Source organism: Mesorhizobium sp. M0626 (assembly GCF_040320665.1).
Classification (GTDB): domain Bacteria; phylum Pseudomonadota; class Alphaproteobacteria; order Rhizobiales; family Rhizobiaceae; genus Mesorhizobium.
The window spans coordinates 23,842-46,103 of record NZ_JAMYQD010000031.1 but is presented as its reverse complement, the minus strand read 5'-3'; the positions used below and the strand labels follow the sequence as shown (position 1 = coordinate 46,103).

Sequence of the window (22,262 nt, the reverse complement as noted above, 5' to 3'; positions counted from 1 at the left end):
ACGGCCTCTCGGATTTCGCGGAAATGCGCGTGTCTGACCGATGAATTCGCGGAATCGGGACTAGTTGCCGACGGAAACGCTTCAGAGTTCATCTCCGCTTCAACGGAATCGGTGAATTGGCTTTCACTGGCTTCGTCACGACAAGGCTGTAGTATTGGTTGATCCCCAATCCTGCCTGCAGGAGTCCCTCCATGAAATCTTGATACGCAGCCATGGAGGGAGACGAAACGCGCATCAGATAATCGATACGTCCCCCAATTGCCCAGCAGTCGAGGATTTCCGGGACGTTTTGGATGGCAGCCTCGAAGTGTCTTTGATCCTCGAGACGATGGCGGTCCAAAACGACTTCCACCATTATAGAGATTATGCCCCCGATGAGGGCTGGACTGAGTCGCGCGTAGAAACCCTCAATGATGCCTGCGGCTTGCAGCACCCGGAGCCGTTCTGAACAGGCCGACGCTGAAAGGTGAACACGCTTTGCGAGCTCGCTTTTTGAAATCCGACCATCTGATTGGATCTCTGAGAGAATCCGGACATCCCAATCGTCTAGTTGCACAGGATTTGGTTTCGACTTCATGATTTGTTGCTCTCAAACTGGTCGAAGGGCAGTGGTGCGAGAAATTCTATCATCGATCTACGCGAGGGAGTTTAGTGGACATATCTGTCTTCGGCCCGAAACGGGTCAGTGTGAGGCTAGGAATGTCATCTGACTGAGGGCGACCCAATCAGAATGGGTGCAGAACAGTTGGGCATTGCCCTTCCTATGCGATGACGCACAGAGTGGTGATCGCGTGTCGGCATCGATCTGGGCGTAAATGGATGGTCAGTATCGGCGCTACTTTACCTGGTTGGCACTCTCGGCAGTTCCCGACCATCGATCGCGTGGACGGCGTGGTCGATGCAGTGGTTACATCAGCGCATTTGGCTTGGAGATGAATTGAAGGCCTTTCTTCTTTGGCTCGCCGAGGAGCCTAGGCGCCGCAAATTCCGCCCGTGTTGCCGCTACGGCCCAGAGTCCCGCCCGGCCGATTCACGACATTAAGCCTGGCCGGATCGCCCAGCTGAAGACTCAAACGCCGATGCTGCGGGCGATGCTGTCGGCCGCCATGCGCTTACGCCACTCAAGGGGCCCGGAACTATGAATGGAGTTTCCCTCAACATCGACAGCCATGATAACCGGCATGTCCTGCACGTCGAATTCATAGATGGCTTCCATGCCCAGGTCTTCAAAGGCAACGATCCGTGCCGCCTTGATCGATTTTGAAATCAGGTATGCAGCGCCACCCACCGCGATGAGATAGGGTGTTCTGTGTCTGACAATCGACTCGATGGCCGCGGGTCCCCTCTCCGCCTTACCCAGCATCGCGAAGAGTCCGGTCTCGGCGAGGATCTTTTCAGCAAAAGCGTCCATCCGGCTGCCGGTTGTTGGGCCAGCAGGCCCGACGACCTCATCCCTCACCGCGCGGACTGGTCCGACGTAGTAGATCACGCGTCCCCGCAAATCGACCGGGAGCGGCTTGCCTGCATCGATCAGGTCGGCCATTCGCTGGTGGGCGGCGTCACGGCCCGTCAACATCTTTCCGGACAAAAGAAGGGTTTCCCCGCAGCGCCACGATGCCGTCTCTTGCTTCGAGAGCGCATTGAGATTGACCCGGCGGACGCTGGTCGTGTGCAAGCCCTCATGACCGATGTGGGGCCATTCGGAAAGGTCGGGCGGTTGGAGCTGCACCGGTCCTGTGCCGTCCAAGATAAACTTCAAGTGCCGGTTGGCGGCGCATTGCGGAATGAGCGCCACAGGCTTGGACGCAACATGGGTTGGATAAGTAGCAACTTTGACGTCAACGACTGTCGTCAGGCCGCCTAGTCCCTGAGCTCCGATGCCTAGCGCATTTATTCGTTCATAAAGCTCAACCCGCAGTGCCTCCTCCGCACTTGACGGCCCCCTGTCAATCAGTTCCGACATATCTATGGGCTCGTTCATAGCCTCCTTCGCCAGCAGCATCGCCTTTTCAGCGCTACCACCGATGCCGACCGAGATCAGGCCGGGCGGGCACCATCCACTGCCAAGAGTCCAAACAGTATCGACAACCCAGTCGGCAACGGATGCGCTGGGGTTCAGGGTGGTGAAACGCGCCTTGTTTTCCGATCCGCCCCCTTTTGCTGCGATGGTGATCTGAATCTGATTGCCTTGCACAAGGTCGACGTGGACGACTGCCGGTGTGTTGTCCCGCGTGTTCATGCGCCCGGCAAGCGGATCCGAAGCGATCGATGGTCGAAGGGGATTGTCAGGGTCGAGATATGCCTGGCGGACGCCCTCGTTGACGAGGTCCGCGAAACTAGCCGTTGATTTGATCCGGACGCCCATGCCGACCTTCGCAAAGACAACCACGAGACCGGTATCTTGGCAGATCGGCCGCCGTCCAAAGGCCGCCATGCGGGAGTTCAGCAAGATTTGCCCTATGGCATTCTTAGCCGCCGGACTCTGTTCGCGCGAGTAGGCCTGCGAAAGGTTCAGGATATAGTCGGGCGGATGGTAATACGAGATGTACTGCAGGGCGTCGGCGACGCTCCTTGTGATATCCTTACCGGCAATGTTCCGTGTTGTTTTATTCACCGAATGTCATCCCAACGACCCAAGCCCGTTGACCAGTTTCAGGCTTTGGAAGCTCCGGAATCCCTGCTCGCCGCCTTCATATCCATAGCCGCTCTGTTTAACGCCTCCATACGGCGCATCTGCTGAAACCCCTTTAAGATAATTTACACTAAGAGCGCCGGCCGAAAGCCCGCCGATCAGCGCCCGTTTTGTATCGTCACAGCCGGTGAAGAAGTATGCGGCCAAGCCATAGTCAGTGGCGTTCGCTTCTTCGATGGCCTCCTCGATAGTATCGAACGGCGCCACGGTGAGGATTGGCCCGAACGGCTCATCATGAAGCACTCTGGCATCATTTGGCACGGAAGTCAGGATGGTTGGCGGCCAGTAAAAACCCCGTTGGTCGAGGCGGTTGCCACCGGTCTCGATGGTGGCACCGCGATCGACCGCATCCTCAACCAGACGCTGCATGGCCTCGATTCGCCGAGCGTTTGCCATTGGGCCCATCTCCGTCGCAGGGTCGTCCGGTGGGCCGATGTTGATCTTTCGGGCCACTTCCTTCATCCGGGACAGGAATTCCTCATAGAGAGGCCGCGCGACGAGGATCCTGCTCGGCGCATTGCAGCTTTGGCCGGCGCACTCGAACTTGTATTCCGCAATTGCCGGAACGAGCTTTGCGAGATCCGCATCATCGCATACAACGACCGGGGAGTGCCCACCGAGTTCAAGGATGCACCGCTGCAAGTTATTGGCGGCGAGCTTGGCGAGTTGTTTTCCAACCTCAGTAGAGCCGGTGAACGTTAGGACTTTGATGATCGGCGAGTTGAGGAGATGCCGGGATATTTGCACCGGAACGCCGAAGACGAGATTGACCACGCCGTCCGGAATACCCGCTTGTTGCAAGGCTTCGACGAAATGGACAGCCGCGCTTGGTGTCTCTTCAGCCCCCTTGAGGATCACGGGGCAGCCTGCCGCCAAAGCAGGGGCGAGCTTGCGGGCGATGAGAACGGCGGGATAGTTCCAAGGCGTAAAGGCAGCAACGACGCCAATTGGCTCGGGGACGATCATCCGGTTCGGGCCCATCGGAGTAGGGGCCGACAACTCTTCCGCGTGCGTTCCGTTCCACTCCAGCGTTTCGACAGCGCGCGCGTATTCACCTGTCGCTTCGGCAATCGTCTTTCCCTGTTCGGCTGACAGGTCCCTAGCCGCCGCTTCAACCTTCGCTGCCAGAATTTTGGCGGCTGCTAGGAGAATCTCGCCACGATGTTTTGCAGGCCGCGAGAACCAGGCCTTGCGGCTGCGCTCTGCCGAAGCGAGGGCCTCATCCAGATCCGGTATCGTCGCCGAGGCCACCGAGGCAAATACCATCTCCGTCGCCGGATTGATTACCGGCAGAGTGGCTCCGCTGCCACCGGCTCGCCACCTGCCATTGATGAAAAGCTGATAGCTCGTGGCGTTGGGCATCGCATGCTCCGCTTGACTGACTGCAGTACGAGACCAGCCGATATCCGGACCATGGGCTCGCTTCTCTGCAGTTCATCGCGATGGTCAACCCCGGTCAAATATGGAATATCGACCAGGCCATCTCGAAAACAGATTGATTCGGCTCGGGTAGTCGCGGAGGAGCGGTAGCCACCTGGAACTTGGTTTGAAGGATGCGCTTAAGCCCGGTCCGGAGCCGTGGCTGACCAATGCTTGCTCTCTATCAATGTCCTGACGACCTTGGGGATCAGCTTGCGGATCGCAGAGACGGTTGGGGAGCGGTCGTCTTTCGGGTTGACGGCAAGGACAACCGAACGGGTAATCACGGGATCAACGATCTTAACCGTTCGGAGTTGGCCTTGAGATGCCTCCCTCTGAATGGCCGACGGGGTAAGGATGGAATAGGCCTTTCCTTCCATGACCATATTGATGATCGTAGAAAGGGAGTCGACTTCGAATCTGACGTCCAGCACACAACCGTGTTGCACAACGACATCAGCCACCGAACGCCTCACATTGTTATTGCGCATCGGAACCGCCAGCGGGAACGCATGCAGGTCGGCGAGCGGTATCTCGTCTTCGAAAGGCGGTTCACCCGGCGGCACCACCAGGCAAAACTCTTCGCGGGCCAGCACCGTCATTTGCCCCACACTCTCGGCAGTGCGGTAAAGAACAGCCAGATTGAAGCGGCCGGCAGCCATCCACTCCTCCAGCGGTCCCGTCATGCCCTCGATCATCTTAAGCGAGATCCTCGGCAATTCGCTTCTTACGGATTCAAGCAGCGGACCGCTAAGGACACGCGCGGCCCCGGACGGAATCCCAATGGTCACTTCTCCGGAAGGACAAGCCACCGTGTTGGTCAGTTCCATCTCGGTGAGGCGAATTTCCCTGAGAATCGTCCGCGCCCGCTCAAGCAGTTTGGATCCAGAGGCCGTCACACTGATGCCGCTCCTGTCGCGTACCAGCAACTGAGTGCCGAAGCTTTCCTCTAGTTGACGCACATGGAGGCTAAGCGCGCTCTGAGCGACATGAAGGAGCGAAGCGGCCTTGGTAAAACTGCCGGCCTCCACCACGCCGACAAAGTATTTTAACTGCCTCACATCCACGATGAACAAATCCAACCGAGAACAACCCTGACCCTTTCATATCTATCTCGAAACGAGATGGCAGGCAAGCAGCAAAACTGGGGCCGCGGCGTGAAAACCGGGCCTATTCGACCGCTGATTAAATGCAGGTCAGTTATTGCTGGCCAGAGCTAAGATCTCGTGCGCGCGACGAACTACTGGCGGATCAATCATCTTACCATTAAACGAGAATGCAGACAGTCCACGCGTGGCGGCATTGTTATCCGCAGCGACGACGCGACGGGCCCACTCGAGTTCCTGTGCGCTTGGCGAGAAAGCCTGATTGAATATGGCTACCTGTGTCGGATGGATCGCCAAAGCTCCGGCAAAGCCAAGCCGTCGCGCATACATCGCGGCCTCACGCAGTTTGTCAGTGTCCGAGAACTCGCCGATGCTTCCTATGAAGCCCAGCGGGAGCAACCCGGCCGCGCGGGCGGCAAACAGAACGGAAAGGTTCGGCGCCAAGAGAAGGTCGAATTCCGGCGCGCCGCCAACAGCGGCACTGAAGTCCTCAGGCCCAAGCGCCAATGCGACCATCCTTGGATGCGCCGATGCAATGGCCGCTAGCCTTTGCAATGCGCCCGGAGTCTCGATCTGGGCAAGGAACCGGATGCGTCCCAGCGGAAGATTTCTTTCTCGTTCAAGGTCTGAAACCGTATTCGCAATTTCTAAAACCCACTCTGGCGAATCCGTCTTCGGAAGAACCAATGCATCAACACCGGCCACCACGGCTGCATCGAGATCGGCCGCCAAGGCGCGCAAACCACGATTTACGCGCACCAAAACAGATGCGCCCTTCCGGCCCACCTTTGTTACGGAATCGGAAAGCTCCCGCCGTGCCTCGCCCTTTTGATCCTGGGGAACGGAATCCTCCAGGTCGAGAATGACACCATCTGCACCGCGCTCATGAGCCGTCTCCACAAACCGCGTAATCTGAGCGGGAACGAAGAGCGGGGATCTCCAGCGGGGTACAGATATCGCGCTTTGGATGACCGCAAGGCTGTCCTTTACCATGGAGTCGCCTCTGCCTTCGATTTTAGCGACGGGCGTGCCAGTGACCTTGCCGTGCAGGCGGCGTGTTGAAAGGATGCGAGGGAAACTGGCTTTATGGAAATTGCGTGCGTACACACCTTACCGAGATGAGCGCTCACGCTGACGCGGCTCTTTCGCGCAAACGGCCCACCACCTCCTCGCGGACACTATCGGTATGAGCGCCAAGAGCCGGAACCGGGCGCAGCGAGGGGTGCTCGGAGTTGAAAATAGTCGCCGGCGCTATTGTATCGACCCATCCTTCGGGTGTGCCGACCTTTACCCTGCGAATGTGTGGGTGCCTCGAAACATCCACCACTTCGTTAAGTCGACCATATGCCAAACCGGCCGCCTCAAGCTCGTGCATCGCTTCGTGACAGGATAGTTCAGAAAACCGTCGTTCAATGATCTCATCAAGTTGCGCACGTTGACCGAGGCGCTCCATATTTTCAGCAAATCCAGGTGCGCGTGTAAGCTCCGGCTGTTTCAGGAACTTCTCGCAAAAATTCACCCATTCACGGTCATTCTGAACCGAAAAGATGACCTCTTTGCCGTCGGCACAGCGATAGGCCCCATACGGCGCCAGCGACGGGTGTTTCACGCCCGCGCGTACAGTGTCATAGCCGCTGTATTCGTGTTGCAGAACAGGAACATTCATCCAGTCGGCGACGGCATCAAACAGTGACACCTGGATGGCTGCCCCTTCGCCGGTGACCTCGCGGTGATAAAGGGCCTGAAGAATGGCGCTATGCGCTGTCATGCCCGCCGAGATGTCGCAAACCGAGACCCCTACGCGCGCGGACCCCTGTTGGTTGCCGGTGATCGCGCATAGACCTGTTTCAGCCTGGACTATGAGATCATAAGCCTTCAAATGGGAATACGGACCTTTCTCCCCGAAACCCGAAATGTCGCAGGTGATCAGCCGCGGAAAGCGTCGGCGCAAATCCGCAGATCCGAAACCCAGTTTTTCGATACTGCCGGGCTTCAGGTTCTGGATAAAAACGTCAGCAGCGGCAATGAGGATGTCGAGGACCTCGCGGTCCGCCTCCAGCCTCAGGTCCAGACACACCGACTCCTTGCCCCGGTTGAGCCAGACGAAGTAAGCGCTCTGCCCGCGGACCAACTTGTCGTAGTTTCGGGCAAAGTCCCCTTCCGGCCGTTCGATCTTGATTACCCGGGCGCCGGCATCCGCGAGGCGAGACGACGCATAAGGCGCGGCCACGGCCTGCTCCACAGCGACGACGGTAATCCCCTCAAGAGAGTTCTGCATGCGTCACGGTTCTTTTCATCCAACGTTTTCGGCTTGAGCTCGATGACGGTTTAGGGTCGCGAACAACCGGCTCTGTTCGTTCCCAACGATGGAAACTGCCTCGTCGACACCCATTCCGGGCTTCGCAAGCATCATGTCGGCCTGGGTTGCCACCGACACGTGGACCGACGCTCGGGCAGAGAGATCCGTCTCCGTGCAACTTCCACCGACATAAGCTCCCACCTTGTTCGCCTTGCAGATGAGAACGGCACGTGCTGTGTCGGCAATTGAGCCGACGTCGGGGGTTTTGATCTGGACGAGATGCGCGGCGTTGGCTTCGGCAAAGAGCCGAATATCCTCAAGCGTATTGCATCTCTCATCCACGACAATGCGCGCGCCGGAACCCCGGTTGTCCAAAATCGATACGATCTTGGCGTAGTTCTCAATTTGAGCTTGCGTCGAACCAAAATCCGCCGGCGACTCGACGTTGAGTGCAAAATCCGGGACGGTATCGGCCACCTTGCATATAAAGTCGGCGATGCATTGCGGCTCCAGGCCGATTTCCTGGCCGATCCAGCCATACACGTCGAAATGCAGCACCGGATGATAGCCATGGCGGCCGATTTCGCGCGTACGCCTTGCAACCCACGTTACGAACTCCGCGAAAGTCTGGCCGCCGACGCCGAATTTCTGCAGCGAGTTGATCAGGCCATGGGGCATCACATCCACGCCCTTCATGATCATTTTATCCACATTAATTTCGCGAGCGTCACCACTCTGGCAGTAAATCGGAATGCGGCACGTCGGGAGCGACAGTTCAAATTCCGCGCATATTATCTCCGCCATCGTCTTGCGTTTAAGATGAGCGGCGGCGCGAAGAAGCGCTTGACTAACGCCGTACTCAATCGCGAGAGGTAGCCGTTTGTGTTCGTGAGGCTCGAGAACCTTCGCACAGGCCTCAAGGTAACGAGATGCGTCAACATCCAGAAGCCGCGGCGCGACTAGGCATGACGTTAGATTTGAAATGTGATTGGTGCAGAACAGAGGATCGCGCCCACCAGCACTAGAGTACTGGACGTTCATCATGTCGCCCCAAACAATAGTGTCGTCGGTAAGGACGAGTCCGACGCTGAGCGAAGACGCTGGAACACGGATGGACTTGAACCCAGGAGTTGTCGGTGCGCCGACATAGATGAAGCCGTCCTGGTGTGCGCCAGACCTAATGGCTTCTTGGTCGTCATAAAAAAATGCGCCGTTGCCGGGCGCGAGCAGGACATCTGTGATCTGCACTTCAATTGGCTCGATTTCTGTCGGATGTAGTTAACGCACGGATGCAAGTGCTATCCGCTACCCCTCTAAGTATGTGCCATTAAGGCATTCGTCCGCCAATATAATGTTCCGCGCCTTGCTATCGTGTTTTGAGATGGCTGGCACTTTAACGACGGCCGGGCTCATAGCCGCAATTCCGGATCGAGCGCGTCTCTGAGGCCGTCACCAATATAGGCAACGCTGAGGACTGTGAGCGAAATCGCAATGCCCGGCCACAGCACTAGTTGCGGGTAATCCTGAATGTATTCGATACCCTCAAAGAGCAGCCGCCCCCAAGTCGGGGAATCCGGTGGAAAACCGACGCCAAGAAACGATAGCAAGCTTTCCGAAATCACGGCGTCTGCTATTTGGAGGCTGCTTGAGACAATAATCGGCGACAGAATGTTGGGCAGAACATGACGACGGATGATCCGGCGCGGCGGTACGCCGATGCTGCGTGATGCCAATACGAATTCGCGCCGCTTAACGGCCAGAACTTCGCCGCGAACGATGCGCGCAGTTTGCATCCAACTCGTCAATCCGATAGCCAACACGATGAGGACGAAATTCCCCATCTCGGCCCCAAGAATGTTCGCCACCGCGTCGCGGAACAGCATCACCGTGATCAACAACAGTGGGAGCACCGGCAATGACAGGAAGAGATCGGTGAGCCGCATCAGCGGACCATCGAGTAATGTAAAATATCCGGCAACGACACCGATAAAAGTGCCGAAAAAAATCGAGATGACCATCGCTGTCAGGCCGACCGCAATGGATATTCGACCGCCTGTCATCACACGCGCGAGCAGATCGCGCCCAAGCTGGTCGGTGCCCAACGGATGGGGCCAGCTTGGTCCCGCGTTCAAGGTGGTGAAGTCGATGTAGATGGGGCTCACGCGCCAAACCAGGGGACCAAAGACCACGCCGACAATAACCATGAGAAAGACGGCAGCTCCGACCAGCGCACCGCTGTGGGCGTTAAACTGGTCCCACACGTCCCACCACTGGTTGCGCGACGAGGTCGCGAACAACACAGGGTCCACGTCCGCGACGCGATCCATAATTCGTCTTTGCGAAGCAAGCGCCTCGACGGCTTCTTTCGCTTCATCGTGGCGACGCAGTTCAGTCATAGCGAATCCTGGGATCGAGCAAACCGTAGAGCAGATCGGCGATCAAGTTGAAGACGACGATTGCCGCTGCGAAGATGAAGGCCAAAGTCTGCACCATCGGCACGTCATTGGCGTATATGGCGGTGATGAGAAGCTGGCCGATTCCGTTAACTTTAAAAATCTGTTCGGTCACGATCGCGCCGCCGAAAATGCTCGGTAGGCCAAGCGCGACTACGGTCACGACGGGGATCATCGAGTTACGCAATACGTGGATCAACACGACCGCACCTTCGCCCATGCCCTTGGCGCGAGCCGTGCGGACATAGTTTTGATTGAGATTATCGAGCATTGACGAGCGTAGATAACGACTGATGGAGGCAGTGGTCTGGACCGCCATCACCATCACTGGCATGGCCATCTGCCGAAGCTGCTCAATGAAACTGCTCCAGCTGTCAATGATGAGATTGGTGTTGTAGATGGTCGGAAACCAGTCGAAGTAGACGGCAAAAACCAGAATTGCCAGAACACCTGAGAAGAATGGCGGCACGGCAAGGCCGAGCATTGAAAGGAAAGTGCCGATCTGATCGAACGCAGAATATTGTTTGTAGGCCGATACGACGCCGATCGGCAGAGCAACCAGAACCCCGACTATGTAGGCAAGACCAACGACGAGCAGCGTCTGCGGAAGGCGCTCGGCGATGACGCTGAAGACCGGGCCACGAGATTGCCAAGAGATAATGCGCTGCATACCGTCCGAAAAATGCGTTCCGAACAGGGTGTCGAAGCCATGCAACGGCTCGATTACGAAGAATAGCTTCAGCCAAAGAAGATACTGGACGAATAGCGGCTCGTCGATTCCAAGAGCGGCACGCATGCTCGCGCGCACTTCGGGTGCGATGGTAGGCGGCAACTGCGATAGCGGGTCGCCTGGCGCAAATTTAAGCAGCGAGAAGATCACTAGACTGATCAACAGCAGCGTCGGTACTGCGACTAGCAGTCGTCGAAGGGCGTAATTGAGCATGCGCCGGACCTATTGCTGCCGGCCGGGGCAACAAAGGCCCGGCCGGCGTGGAACATGGAAAGATAGGCGCTCTTATAAGAGCGCGCGACGACCTACTTCTTGCGGAACCAGTCCTGGGCGTTCCACAACGGGGAATCCCAAGCGTTGGTCGTAGCGCCGCCCAGCGAGTTAGAGACGGCCGAGACATTGGCGCGCCAGACCAGCGGCACGATGGCGTAACTGTCCTTTAAAATGGTATCGAGCTTTTTTACTATCTCGCCGCGCTTCTCGACGGCAGCGGTACTGCCGAGTTCTGTCAGCAGCGCATCGTAGTTTGCATCGCAGTAGCGAGGGATGTTCCAGCCTTGCCACTGGCTGTCCGGACGCGGAGCCTCGCCACAATTGTAGGTTTCAACATACGAGCCAGGATCGGTATCACTCCCGTAGTTAGTCCACATCTGGACGTCGGCATAGAACTTCTGGGCTGTGTCCGGACTACTCGGATCACTGCCGAACATCACAGAGGTGTCGAGGCTCTTCAATTCGACGTCAATGCCGATCTCCTGCCACCACTGCTTGATGATCGCTTGGAACTGGTTGCGTATCGAACCGGTCGTCGTCACGAAGGTGAGCTTCAGCTTCTTACCGTCCTTCTCCCGGTATCCATCTGAACCCGGCTTCCAGCCCGCCTCATCAAGAAGTTTCCGGGCACCCGGCACATCGGGCTTTAGGCATGCGTTATTGCCAGCGGCGAACTTTGCTGGTGCCGGGACCCAGTCACAGGTGGGCTTGCCCATCGAGCCGTAGCCCATCTCGCTCAACCTCGCGCGGTCTAGTGCCATCGAGAGAGCCTTGCGCACGCGAACATCGCGGAGGATCGGATTTGGATGCTTGAAGGTCGAACGCTCGTCCGGCGGAAGGCTCGCTGAGGGATCTGTCAGGTTCATGAAGAGGGTTTCGACCCATGTCCCGTAGGACGAGAGCACCTTGCCCTTGCCTGCGTTCTCCATCTTGGTAAGCACGTCCGGAGCGAGCTGCACGTTCAGGGTATAGTCGTATTCGCCAGTCTGCAGCACTGCACGGGCCGCGCTGAGTGCATCGCCCCCGCCCTTGTAGTTGACCTCCGCGACAACGGGCTTGTTCGAATCGCGGTAGTTCGGGTTGGCCTTGAGCCGGATCGCGTCACTCGGCTTGAAGCTGGTGACGACAAACGGCCCAGTGCCGACCGGATAGAAGTTGGCTTGCGTGCAGGTAGGGGCCTTAGCCCCCAAGCAGTCAGCGAACTGTTTGGCCTGAATGATCGGAGACCACATGCTAACGAAAAGCGTATATGGAACTGCGGTCCGCTCCTTGAAGGTTACTTTCACAGTCAGGCCGTCCAGCGCCTCGATCTTATCTACACCCTGGAACCTAGTAAGTGCTGCGCAGCCGCCCTTTGGATCCATGCAGTAGTTGGCGGTGAAAACCACGTCTTTGACGGTAACGGGTGTGCCGTCCGACCAGTTGAGACTGGGTTTCAGCTTCCAGGTGATCGTCTTCAGATCCTCCGAGACTCCGCCGTTCTCGATGGTCGGAATATCTACCGCAAGACGCGGGAAAAGCTCGCCCTTGTCGTCGTAGCTGGCTAACGGCTCGAGCACCAGCGAGGCAGGGACTGCGTCAATATCGCTCCCAGAGAGGTAAGGATTCATCATCGAGGACGCCTGCCAATTCAGGATGTTGACGATGCCGTCTGCGCCGCGTTCCGCTAAGGCAGACGTAACGAGTAGGGGCACTATGAGCCCCGCTGTTAGAAGTGGCTTCACGCTAAACATTCCGTTGCTCTCCTCATTTTTAAACCTCGACCTGGTCTATTCGACCTTGCTGTCCACGCCAAAGCCGTCATCTTGCGATCGCGAACGCGCTAGGACACACCCCTTCGGGGGATCTCGCTACCACTGCTCACTCGGCCCTATGGCAAGCGACCCACCGGTCCCTGGTCACATTTCGCCAAGCTGGTTGCTCTGACGCGCACCGGTCGAACGCGATAGGGCAGCGGGTGCGAAATCGACACCCTGAAGGCGGATTGGCCGGGCTCGGGACATCGCCCGTAAGGATGATGCGGTGGCGCACACGTTCGGCCCTCGGATCCGGCAATGGCACCGCAGATAGCAACGCCTTAGTATAGGGATGTAGGGGATCTTTGTAGATGAGGTCGCGTGGGCCGAGTTCTATCACCCTGCCCAAATACATCACCGCGACGTCGTCACAAAGATGACGAACCATTGAAAGATCGTGGCTAATAAAGAGGTAAGTCAGCGAAAACTGCTTCTGTAGGTCCTTGAGCAGATTTACGACCTGGGCCTGAATGGACACATCCAAGGCGGCTATCGGCTCATCACAGACAATGAACTCCGGGTTGAGCGCGAGCGCCCTTGCGATTCCAATGCGCTGGCGCTGGCCGCCAGAGAACTCGTGCGGATAGCGGTTCACGAACCTCGGATTGAGACCGACGGAATCGAGCAACTCGTGAACCCGGCTTTCCTTTTCCTTGCCTTTTACGTCGTGCTCATTCAGCGGTTCGGCAACAATGGAGCCCATAGTCATGCGCGGATTGAGACACGCCTGCGGATCCTGAAAAATCATCTGCATGCGCGGGCGCATCCGGCGCAATTTGTAGCCCGTTAGGTGCGTGATGTCTTCGCCATCAAACACTATGCGGCCTCCAGTAGTGTGACAAAGGCGCAAGATGGCACGGCCTGTAGTCGATTTGCCGCAGCCGCTCTCGCCCACGAGCCCGAGCGTCTGGCCGCGCCTGACTTCCAGATTCACACCGTCCAGCGCTCTGATGGCACCAGCTTGGCGCCCGAACACACCCTTGTATGTCGGGTAATACACCGCTAAGTCATCGACACGAACCAGAACGTCGTCGCGGCCGTGCTGTGCTTCTTTAGCGAGGATACTTGGCTTAGACATCGTCGCGCGGCCTCTGCTCAGTCACATCCCACCAGCAAGCAGCTCCGTGAGCATCTCGTACCGGCATCAGCGGCGGCGTCTCGACGCGGCAGCGATCGAATACATGCGGACATCGTGGTGCGAAGGGGCAATTCGTCGGAAAAGCGGTCAAGTGTGGCGGCTGGCCTGCGACACTTTTCAGACGCTCCTGTCCGGCATTGTCGGGCCTCGGCAATGTCTCTAGAAGTGCGCGAGTATAGGGATGACGGGGGTTTGCGTAGAGATCGTCGACAGGGGCGCACTCGACAATCAGTCCGCCATACATGACCATCACTCGATCAGCGATCCCGGCCACCACACCGAGATCATGTGTGATCCAGATGATGCTCATGCCGAGTTCCTGGCGAAGCTTCTTGACGAGTTCAAGGATCTGGGCCTGGATCGTCACATCAAGCGCAGTCGTCGGTTCATCGGCGATGAGTACCTTTGGCATGCAAGCAAGTGCAATAGCGATCACTACCCGTTGGCGCATCCCGCCCGAGAACTGGTGGGGGTAGTCTTTCATCCTGTCCTGTGGCGAGGGGATGCCGACTAGACAGAGAAGCTCGATGGCACGGTTGCGCGCCTCGCCACGACTGAAACCGAAATGCTTGCGCAACGGCTCCATCACTTGGTAGCCGACTGTTAAGACCGGGTTAAGGGACGTCATCGGGTCCTGGAAGATGAACCCAACCTCGCCGCCTCGGACTTTGCCCATTTCGCTCTGGTCGAGCGATAAAAGATCGCAGGACCCGAGACGCACTCTCCCGGACAAGATTTCGGCAGGGGGCGACGGCAGAAGTTTCATAAGCGACATCATCGTAACGCTCTTGCCAGAGCCGCTCTCACCGACGACGCCCAGCAGCTCGCCGGGCTGGAGTTCAAAGCTTATGCCGTTAACAGCGTGGGTCACGGCGCCGCGGGTCCTGAAAACAATCCGTAGGTCCGATACCTGCAAGACGGGCGCGTCGTTTCCTCTGTTCGATGTCGGCTTCACCAAAGCTACCCCTGTCGGTTCACCGAACACTCTTCACCTGAACCCCGGACAGCTCAGCCCGTCTCGTCTCAAGCTGTACTTCAGCAGAACAGGGGACTGAATCAATAGCCAACCCTCCCGTCTTTTTTTCGATTATTGGCGGGGGCTTGTGGCGGCCCGGCGAACGCCATTCCTATCCTTCGTTGACAATCAACAGACGGGCAGCCCAAGTCAACTTCAGCTTCTATATCGTGTCCATCTAAAAGCGAGATGCCGAGCTTGATTGGATAAGCGCGTTGGGCGGCTTGCAGTCGGGCGCTGGGCGGTTTGTGCATACATAGTTTGCCCATTACGGGTCGCGCAGGTGACTGACACATAGATCAGCACGGCCGTCTCGCTTGGATAGCGGAGTTCTGCTCGCCAAAGCAGTTGACGAACAAGCCGCGTGGCGGTTGTCTCGTGGAAGGTGCTTGGGCGTCTTCAATCATGCAACGTCCTACCGCCGCTGCAAAGAACGGGGCGAGGTTCAAAGATTTGGCACCGTTACCAGCGGGCACGCGGCCCTTCACCCGCGCTGCCGGACCGCCACCCTCGTTTGCCACTTGATGTTGTCCACCGAGAGAGTTGCGTGGCCCTAACGCCGTTTGGGGCAGCGTGGTGTAGAGCCCCCACATGGTCCGCGTCTGCCGTAGCGCATCCTGTAGGATCGGCTTTGCTCGTCCTTATTGAAGCCGATGACATTCGAACCTCTTCGTGAGCACAATACTGAACAGCACAACATGCCCGACACGGGAGGCCGGCGCAAAGCTTCTTGCACTGTGCCGGCATCCCAGTCGAACAATTCAACAATTTACTTGCATTTCACGAGACATATTGCTCAACGACTTCACGCCATTCTCAGTCACTTTAACGGTCTCACTAAAGATGTAGCCGTCATCCTTCTCAAAAATGCCAATGAGAACATGGAATGCCATGTTAGCTTCAATTATGGTGTCGTCGTCTGCTTGGAAGCTGCCCCCACCGTCCATCCAACCGAGGCCCATGGAGTAGCCGCTCCTGGACTCTTTGCGCACACCGTAAGGTTTAAAGGCGCGCTCGAATGCATGCCAGACGTCTGAGCACTTAACTCCTGGCCGGATCGTCTCAACCTGGGCAAGGTAGCCGTCCAAGGCGGCTCGATGCAGGTGCTGCGCCCGAGCGGTCGGCTCCCCCAAGAATACTGTCCGTGACAGTGCGCAGGCGTAACGGTGTCGGAACGCCCCAAGCTCGAAATTAGTCTGACTGCCCATTTTGTAGCTTGCATCGGACCACAAAAGATGTGGTGCATTGGCCGGAGAGCCAGTCGGCATTTGTGGTAACATAAAAACCCCCCCAGGGTATTCCGGTGTGCCTTTGCACAAAGCATGCACGACAGCAGCCCCTACGTCGCATTCTCGCGCGCCAACAGCCATGTCAAGCCGACCCATCTGCATGGCCCTATCCACGATCTTTCCCGCTTGCTCCATGTAGGCAAGTTCAGTTTGTGATTTTACCATCTTTAGTTTGCCAATCATCCCATCAGCATCGATGGCCTTCGATAGGTCCATGCTATTGGAGAGTGCTGCATGGTCCTTTATTCCGAACGTTTTGGCCGTCAGTTCGACCCCGATCCGGTTTGACTTGGTCAGTCCGCGGATGAGATCGCCAATCGGCTCCCATGCAGTCCGTTGGATTGATCCAATGTATTTTTCGGGGTAACTGAGAATACGCGATTGCGGCAGGTACGAGGTTGGTGTTGCACACAAAGTGTCGATTTCGCGCAAGATCAGCCAGGGATCTTCATCGTCTTGACGCACGAGCGCGAGTTGGGGAACATACTCCGAGTATCCGTCATAACCGGTGAGATAGTTCATATTGTCTTCGTTCATAACAAGCAGCGCATCCATACCGCACGCTGCCATCTGCTGTCGCAGTTTGCCCGTGCGTTCGCGATATTCGTCTTGACGAAATGCAGGAAGACGCCCTTGTTGACTAGATGTGGACATGAGCAACTTTCTCCTATCTTGCTGTTGTCGACGGAATGTGAACTTGGCCTGCGTTCCTCGAACGGAGTAAATTGGCGCCCTCGGGACTCGGTTCCAGCAGTTAGTCAGGTGCAGGTTTCGGAGGCGTCGGCAATCCACTCCGCCAAGCTTTTGCCGAAGCTGCGCGGGACGAGAACGTCGCATTCGAATGCGCTTCTGCGCAGCAGCAGAACCGACACGCGATGCAGGCCAGTCTGGACCGCCTTGCCGTCGCCTAGTATCTCCCAATCCACCGCGACACATCGCTCCAGAATATGTCTAAGGCGCCCGCCGGAAAGCCGCAGCCGCACCCTGCCCTCGCTGAGCGCGAGGGCGCAGCCGAGATCCGCATCGACTTCGAAAGCAGGGAGCGGGCGGTCGCAAAGCAACCATAACCGGCGTGGGCCCACGCGAATGACGAGCAAGGCATCGTGACTAACAGTGTCGCCGACCTTGTTCGGCAGCGCCCCCCCTAACATCTTGCTCAATTCGGCCTCGAATTGCGCCAACCTGCTAACCCAGCCCTCAAATTGGAGAATCGCGCAGTCAGACACCGCCATCTCGAAGCACGATGTGATCGAAATATTAGCCATGAAGCCGCTCTCCCTTCGGATCGAGGAATACCGGCGACATGATGCAGGCGCGTACCGTCTCTCCCTTGACCGGATGTGTGGCGACGATTTCCGAGCCTTCGTCGGCCGCGTTCCGGGCAAGAAGCCCGAGGCCAACCCAGGCCTCGAGCGTGGGACTGTAAGTCACCGAGGTGATGCGACCGAGACCATGGCCTTGCATCGGTTCGCCAGGCCTAAACAGGATGGCCCCACCACTTAGGCGCTTGCCCGGTTCAACGCATTTTAGCCCGACGAGCCGGGGCCGCAGCGGGTCAGAAAAGGCCTCGCGCCGAGCCAAAACTTCACCGACGAAGCCGGTCCGCCTCCCGGCCATCCGACCTAAGCCCAGGTCATCGAGCGTCGTGCTGCCGTCGATCTCTGGTCCGGCGACATGCCCCTTTTCAATGCGTAGCGCACCGAGCGCCTCCATCCCGTAAGGCTTCAGGCTGAACGGCTTGCCGGCTTGGATAAGCTGGCACCAGACCGCCTTGCCGCTGCTCGCGCCGACATAAATCTCATAAGCCCGCTCGCCGGAGAAACTGAGGCGGATGATACGGAGCGGTTTGTCGTCATATTTAGCCTTGAGCAGCCCCATATGCGGCAGCGCCTCGTTGGAAACATCGATGTCGGGAAAAGCGGCGGAGAGAACATCGCGGCTCTTTGGTCCGGCCACCGACATCGCCGCCCATTCCTCAGTGACGGGAGTCACAGAGACGCGAAGGTCCGGCCAGGCGATATCGAGTAGGAATTCGAGCCAGGAGATCACCTCGGCTGCCTTCGCCGTCGATGTTGTCATGAAGAAGTGCCGCTCGCCGAGCCGCGTCGTCGTGCCGTCGTCGAAGACCATGCCGTCGTCGCGCAGCATCACGCCGTAGCGGGCACGGCCGACCGGAAGCTTCGCGAACCCGTTCGCATAAACTCGGTCGATGAAGGTACCGGCGTCTGGTCCCTGGATGTCGATCTTGCCCAGCGTGGAGATGTCCATCACACCGGCAGCCTCTCGCACAAGCCGCATTTCGGCAACATAGGCCTCATTCACGTCGAGGCCAGAAGCACGATAAAACCAGGGCCGCATCCACAGACTGGTCTCCAGCATGTGAGCCCCGTTTGCGGAATGCCAGTCATGCAGTGGCGTGCAACGGAATGGCCTGTAGTGGTGGCCGAGACTACGCCCGGCCAGCGCTCCAAGGGCTACCGATGTATAGGGGGGCCGGAAAGTTGTTGTGCCAACTTCCTGGACCGTCATCCGGCGTAGAGCGGCCAATTCGCAAATTGCGTTGAAGTTACTTGTCTTTCCTTGGTCGGTCCCCATACCGAGCGTCGTATATCGCTTCAGATGCTCGACTGACTCATAACCCTCTCTACGCGCTAGCGCGATGTCACTAGTGGTTACGTCCATCTGCAGGTCGACGAAGGCCTTGCCTCCGGCAAATTGCGGCTCTTCGCCGGCTTGCTTCCCTAACATACGCTCAGTCCCAGGATGGAGAGACGCTTCTGATCGCTTTGGAGTAGGAGTGCCAACTTGTCCGCTCACAGGGTTGGGGACAGTTGCCGAGGCGTGTGAGGTCGAGAGTGAGTTATTGATGCTAACGTGCAGCTGCGCTGATTTCATCGAGCCGGAGAACGCGGCCGCCTCGCTACCTGCCCGCTGCCCCTCCTCGATGGCGCCGTTGGTAGTTAAGCGTCCTGTCACAGCACCAGCCACGAAAAGCCCCGCTCCGAGCCTTCCAGGAACGAAAGCGCGAATGTTCTTGCAATAGACAGGCTTAATCCCGAGATGTGAGGTCAGATGCACTGTCGGCGACCATCCGCCGGAGACCGCAATCAAATCGCATTCGAGCCTAGTCGAGCTGCTCGGTTCTGAAAGGACAACTGCGCGGACAGATTTACTTCCGAGTGCATTGCAGACGGTAGACCTCGTACGGACGGCGATGCCTCGCAGGCGCGCCTCTTCCAAAAGACCATGTGAAGGTTCCGCGCGCGTATCAGCTATGGTGACTCGCGCCCCGGCAACCGCAAGATTATAGGCCGCCTGGTAGGCGCTGTCGTTGTCGGTCGCAACCACTACCTGCTTGCCCGTCAGTACGCCGAAACGATTAAGATATATTCGCGCCGCGGAGGCCAGCATTATGCCAGGCCTGTCGTTGTTGGCGAAGGTCAGCGGCCGTTCAATCGATCCGGTACTGTACACAACCGATTTCGAGCGTAGGAGTGCCAGCGTCTGACGCGCCGCACATTTTGTCGGATGGGCTTGTTGAAGCGCTTGCCTCTCCAGGAGACCAACCACATTGCCGTCGTAGTGTCCGAATGCGGTGCTCCGCGTCATCAGGCACACGTTGGGCATATCTGCGAGTTGTGCCAAAATTGCCGACAACCAAGCACTCGGTTGGCTGTCAACAGGTTCCGACAAGAGACAACCGCCGGCCACAAAGTCCTGTTCGACGAGTGCCACCCGGGCCCCCGCCTTGCCAGCCGCCAGGGCCGCCGAAAGACCCGCCGGTCCTGCCCCAATCACCGCCACGTCCGCGAAGAGATGGCGTACCTCGTAGCGATCCGGGTCCGGCTCCTCGCCCGCTCGGCCGAGCCCGGCGGCCTTCCGAATGAAGTGTTCGTAAAACATCCAGGAGCGCTGGGTTGGACCCATAAAGGTCTTGTAGTAGAAGCCTGCCGACAGGAACGGCGAGAACAAGCCGTTCATACTTTGAACATCGAAGTTGAGAGACGGCCAGCGATTTTGACTTTTGGCAACAAGGCCCTCGGTGATTTCCACCATGGTCGCGGGCAGGTTCGGTTCACGCCGGTTGCCGATTCCCAAAGTCATGAGCGCATTAGGCTCCTCGGGGCCAGCCGAAAAAATCCCGCGTGGGCGGTGATATTTGAAACTCCGGCCAACCAGGCGCACGCCATTCGCAAGCAGCGCCGAGGCAAGCGTGTCACCGCTGAATCCGGCCATCACCTTTCCGTCGAAGGCGAATGAAACCTGGCGCGAACGGTCAATTCGTCCGCCTTCCTTAAGCCTTGTCATGCTCACGCCTGCCATGCTGAGCGGACCGAGGCGATCCGGTGGCTAAGTGTATCGCGTCCCACTATCAACCAACTACGGCAGCCCATCACGTGCTGCCAGTACTCGCGATGGGGCCCGGCCGGGTTCTCGCGGACGAAGACGTATCGATACCAAGCCTCAAAATTCCCGTCCTCGTCGGCAGGACGGACCACAGTCGCGTCCCCGCCGTAGCGGAACTCATCGTGATCGCGCGGGCCGCAGTAGGGACATTCGATGCGTAGCATGGTCGTTGGTCTCTCAAGTTATTGCAGCCAGGCGAACGGCCCGACGCCGGCCTCGTCGATCGTGTGGCCGGTCCGGAAACGATCGAGGCTATAAGCGGCAGTGAGCGGATGAGGTTCGCCGGTGGCGACAGTGTGTGCAAAACACCACCCTGAGGCTGGCGTTGCCTTGAACCCGCCATAGCACCAGCCACCGTTCAGGTAGAGCCCATCAACTGGTGTGGGGCAAATGATAGGGCTGCCGTCGGGTGTCATGTCCATCACCCCACCCCATTGGCGCAGAATGCGCAGGCGGGAAATGCATGGCATCAGTGCAATCCCCGCCTCTGCAACTTCGCGTACCGTGCCGAGATTGCCTCTCTGAGCATAGGAATTATAGCCGTCGAGGCCGCAGCCTAAGACTAGCCCACCCTTGTCGGACTGGCTAACATAGAATGGCTCCGTGCCGTGGGCCACGATTTGATGAACCAAGGGCTTGATCGGTTCTGTCACCAAAGCCTGGTAGACATGGCTCTCGATCGGCAGTTCGAGGCCTGCCTTCCGGCCGAGGACCGAGGTGTATCCCGCCACCGCAAGGCCTACTCTCCCGGCTCCAATCCGGCCCCTGGTTGTATCGACGCCTACAATGCGTTCGCGCTCACGAACGAAACCTGTTACCTCGCAGCCCTGTATGATGTCGACGCCATGGAAGTCGGCGGCACGTGCGTAACCCCATGCCACAGCATCATGACGTGCCGTGCCGGCACGACCCTGCAAGATCGCGCCATGGACCGGGGCACGCGCAGTTTCTGAAAAATCGAGGTAGGGGACAAGCCGCCTCAGTTCATCGCGGTTCAGAATATCGGCGTCAATGCCGTTCAGGCGCATGATGTTGGCGCGGTGACCAAAGCCATCGAGTTGGTCTGCCGAGTGGGCCGTGATGAGCATGCCGCGCTGCGAGAACATGACGTTGAAATTCAGCGTCTGCGACATGCTTTCCCAAAGCTTCATCGCAAACTCGTAGAACTGAGTGTTGCCGTCAACGAGATAGTTAGAACGAATAACAGTCGTGTTGCGGCCAACACTGCCACCACCAACATAGCCCTTTTCCAACACGGCGACATTGCGGATCCCGTGGATTTCGGCGAGGTAGAATGCGGTCGCCAGCCCATGGCCGCCTCCACCTATAATGACAACATCATAGGTAGACTTCGGATCAGGAGCTCGCCAGGCGCGCGGCCAGCCCCTGTCGCCACTGAGGCCATTGCGTAGGATGGAAAGACCCGAATAGCCGCGCATGCGGTTCCTTATTTGAAGCAGAAGAGCAAATGCTGCAGAAGGTTCCCAGCTCGATGGTACCGGGCGGGAGCCGGGGGAAGAAGCAGTTCTAGGACCGGAGAGAGCTATGGATCGCAATCAGGGAAGCTTGCTATTGAGGGCTGCAGCATGATGGATTTGTCACCGACTCCAGAACGCTCTGTCGCGCTGCAAGTTGGCGTTACGGC

17 protein-coding genes are annotated in these 22,262 nt (G+C 57.9%); all 17 read right to left on the bottom strand.

What is annotated here, in order from left to right:
* Positions 1–88 precede the first annotated feature (88 nt).
* Positions 89–577 (bottom strand): Lrp/AsnC family transcriptional regulator, encoded by a 489-nt coding sequence (locus tag NKI37_RS29565; RefSeq protein WP_352791486.1) that lies wholly within the window; start codon positions 575–577, stop codon positions 89–91.
* Between the two features lie 492 nt (positions 578–1,069).
* On the bottom strand, positions 1,070–2,614 hold the full coding sequence (locus NKI37_RS29560; RefSeq protein ID WP_352791487.1) for a fumarate hydratase: 1,545 nt from the start codon (positions 2,612–2,614) through the stop codon (positions 1,070–1,072).
* 6 nt (positions 2,615–2,620) lie between these two features.
* Complete coding sequence (locus NKI37_RS29555) at positions 2,621–4,054, bottom strand: aldehyde dehydrogenase family protein (RefSeq protein ID WP_352791489.1); 1,434 nt, start codon at positions 4,052–4,054, stop codon at positions 2,621–2,623.
* A 197-nt stretch (positions 4,055–4,251) separates the two neighbouring features.
* A complete protein-coding gene (locus tag NKI37_RS29550) occupies positions 4,252–5,178 on the bottom strand; it encodes a LysR family transcriptional regulator (RefSeq protein ID WP_352791506.1) in 927 nt (308 codons plus the stop codon).
* A gap of 129 nt (positions 5,179–5,307) precedes the next feature.
* Positions 5,308–6,210 carry an HpcH/HpaI aldolase/citrate lyase family protein gene (locus NKI37_RS29545; RefSeq protein ID WP_352791491.1) on the bottom strand — a complete coding sequence of 301 codons (903 nt, stop codon included), beginning with the start codon at positions 6,208–6,210 and terminating at the stop codon, positions 5,308–5,310.
* Positions 6,211–6,343: 133 nt separating this feature from the next.
* Positions 6,344–7,495: a CaiB/BaiF CoA transferase family protein gene (locus tag NKI37_RS29540; protein ID WP_352791493.1), complete on the bottom strand. Its 1,152-nt coding sequence runs from the start codon at positions 7,493–7,495 to the stop codon at positions 6,344–6,346.
* 15 nt (positions 7,496–7,510) lie between these two features.
* Positions 7,511–8,764: a methylaspartate ammonia-lyase gene (locus NKI37_RS29535; RefSeq protein ID WP_352791495.1), complete on the bottom strand. Its 1,254-nt coding sequence runs from the start codon at positions 8,762–8,764 to the stop codon at positions 7,511–7,513.
* A gap of 161 nt (positions 8,765–8,925) precedes the next feature.
* Positions 8,926–9,843 (bottom strand): ABC transporter permease, encoded by a 918-nt coding sequence (locus NKI37_RS29530; RefSeq protein WP_502896406.1) that lies wholly within the window; start codon positions 9,841–9,843, stop codon positions 8,926–8,928.
* Positions 9,844–9,904: 61 nt separating this feature from the next.
* A complete protein-coding gene (locus tag NKI37_RS29525) occupies positions 9,905–10,912 on the bottom strand; it encodes an ABC transporter permease (RefSeq protein ID WP_352791499.1) in 1,008 nt (335 codons plus the stop codon).
* A 92-nt stretch (positions 10,913–11,004) separates the two neighbouring features.
* Positions 11,005–12,705: a peptide ABC transporter substrate-binding protein gene (locus NKI37_RS29520; protein ID WP_352791501.1), complete on the bottom strand. Its 1,701-nt coding sequence runs from the start codon at positions 12,703–12,705 to the stop codon at positions 11,005–11,007.
* A gap of 127 nt (positions 12,706–12,832) precedes the next feature.
* The gene (locus NKI37_RS29515; RefSeq protein WP_352791503.1) at positions 12,833–13,846 is read right to left on the bottom strand and encodes an ABC transporter ATP-binding protein; all 1,014 of its coding nucleotides are present in this window, start codon (positions 13,844–13,846) and stop codon (positions 12,833–12,835) included.
* On the bottom strand, positions 13,839–14,777 hold the full coding sequence (locus tag NKI37_RS29510) for an ABC transporter ATP-binding protein (protein ID WP_352791505.1): 939 nt from the start codon (positions 14,775–14,777) through the stop codon (positions 13,839–13,841). The genes NKI37_RS29515 and NKI37_RS29510 overlap by 8 nt, the downstream gene beginning before the upstream one ends.
* Positions 14,778–15,682: 905 nt before the next feature.
* Entirely contained in the window at positions 15,683–16,864 is a 1,182-nt protein-coding gene (locus NKI37_RS29505) for a M24 family metallopeptidase (RefSeq protein ID WP_352794632.1), read from the bottom strand.
* Positions 16,865–16,968: 104 nt separating this feature from the next.
* Positions 16,969–17,475 carry a sarcosine oxidase subunit gamma gene (locus tag NKI37_RS29500; RefSeq protein ID WP_352791680.1) on the bottom strand — a complete coding sequence of 169 codons (507 nt, stop codon included), beginning with the start codon at positions 17,473–17,475 and terminating at the stop codon, positions 16,969–16,971.
* A complete protein-coding gene (locus NKI37_RS29495) occupies positions 17,468–20,518 on the bottom strand; it encodes a sarcosine oxidase subunit alpha family protein (RefSeq protein ID WP_352791682.1) in 3,051 nt (1,016 codons plus the stop codon). The genes NKI37_RS29500 and NKI37_RS29495 overlap by 8 nt, the downstream gene beginning before the upstream one ends.
* Before the next feature lie 2 nt (positions 20,519–20,520).
* Positions 20,521–20,781, bottom strand: coding sequence for a sarcosine oxidase subunit delta (locus tag NKI37_RS29490; protein WP_352791684.1), 261 nt, complete (start codon positions 20,779–20,781; stop codon positions 20,521–20,523).
* Between the two features lie 18 nt (positions 20,782–20,799).
* Positions 20,800–22,056 carry a sarcosine oxidase subunit beta family protein gene (locus NKI37_RS29485; protein ID WP_352791686.1) on the bottom strand — a complete coding sequence of 419 codons (1,257 nt, stop codon included), beginning with the start codon at positions 22,054–22,056 and terminating at the stop codon, positions 20,800–20,802.
* Positions 22,057–22,262 lie beyond the last annotated feature (206 nt).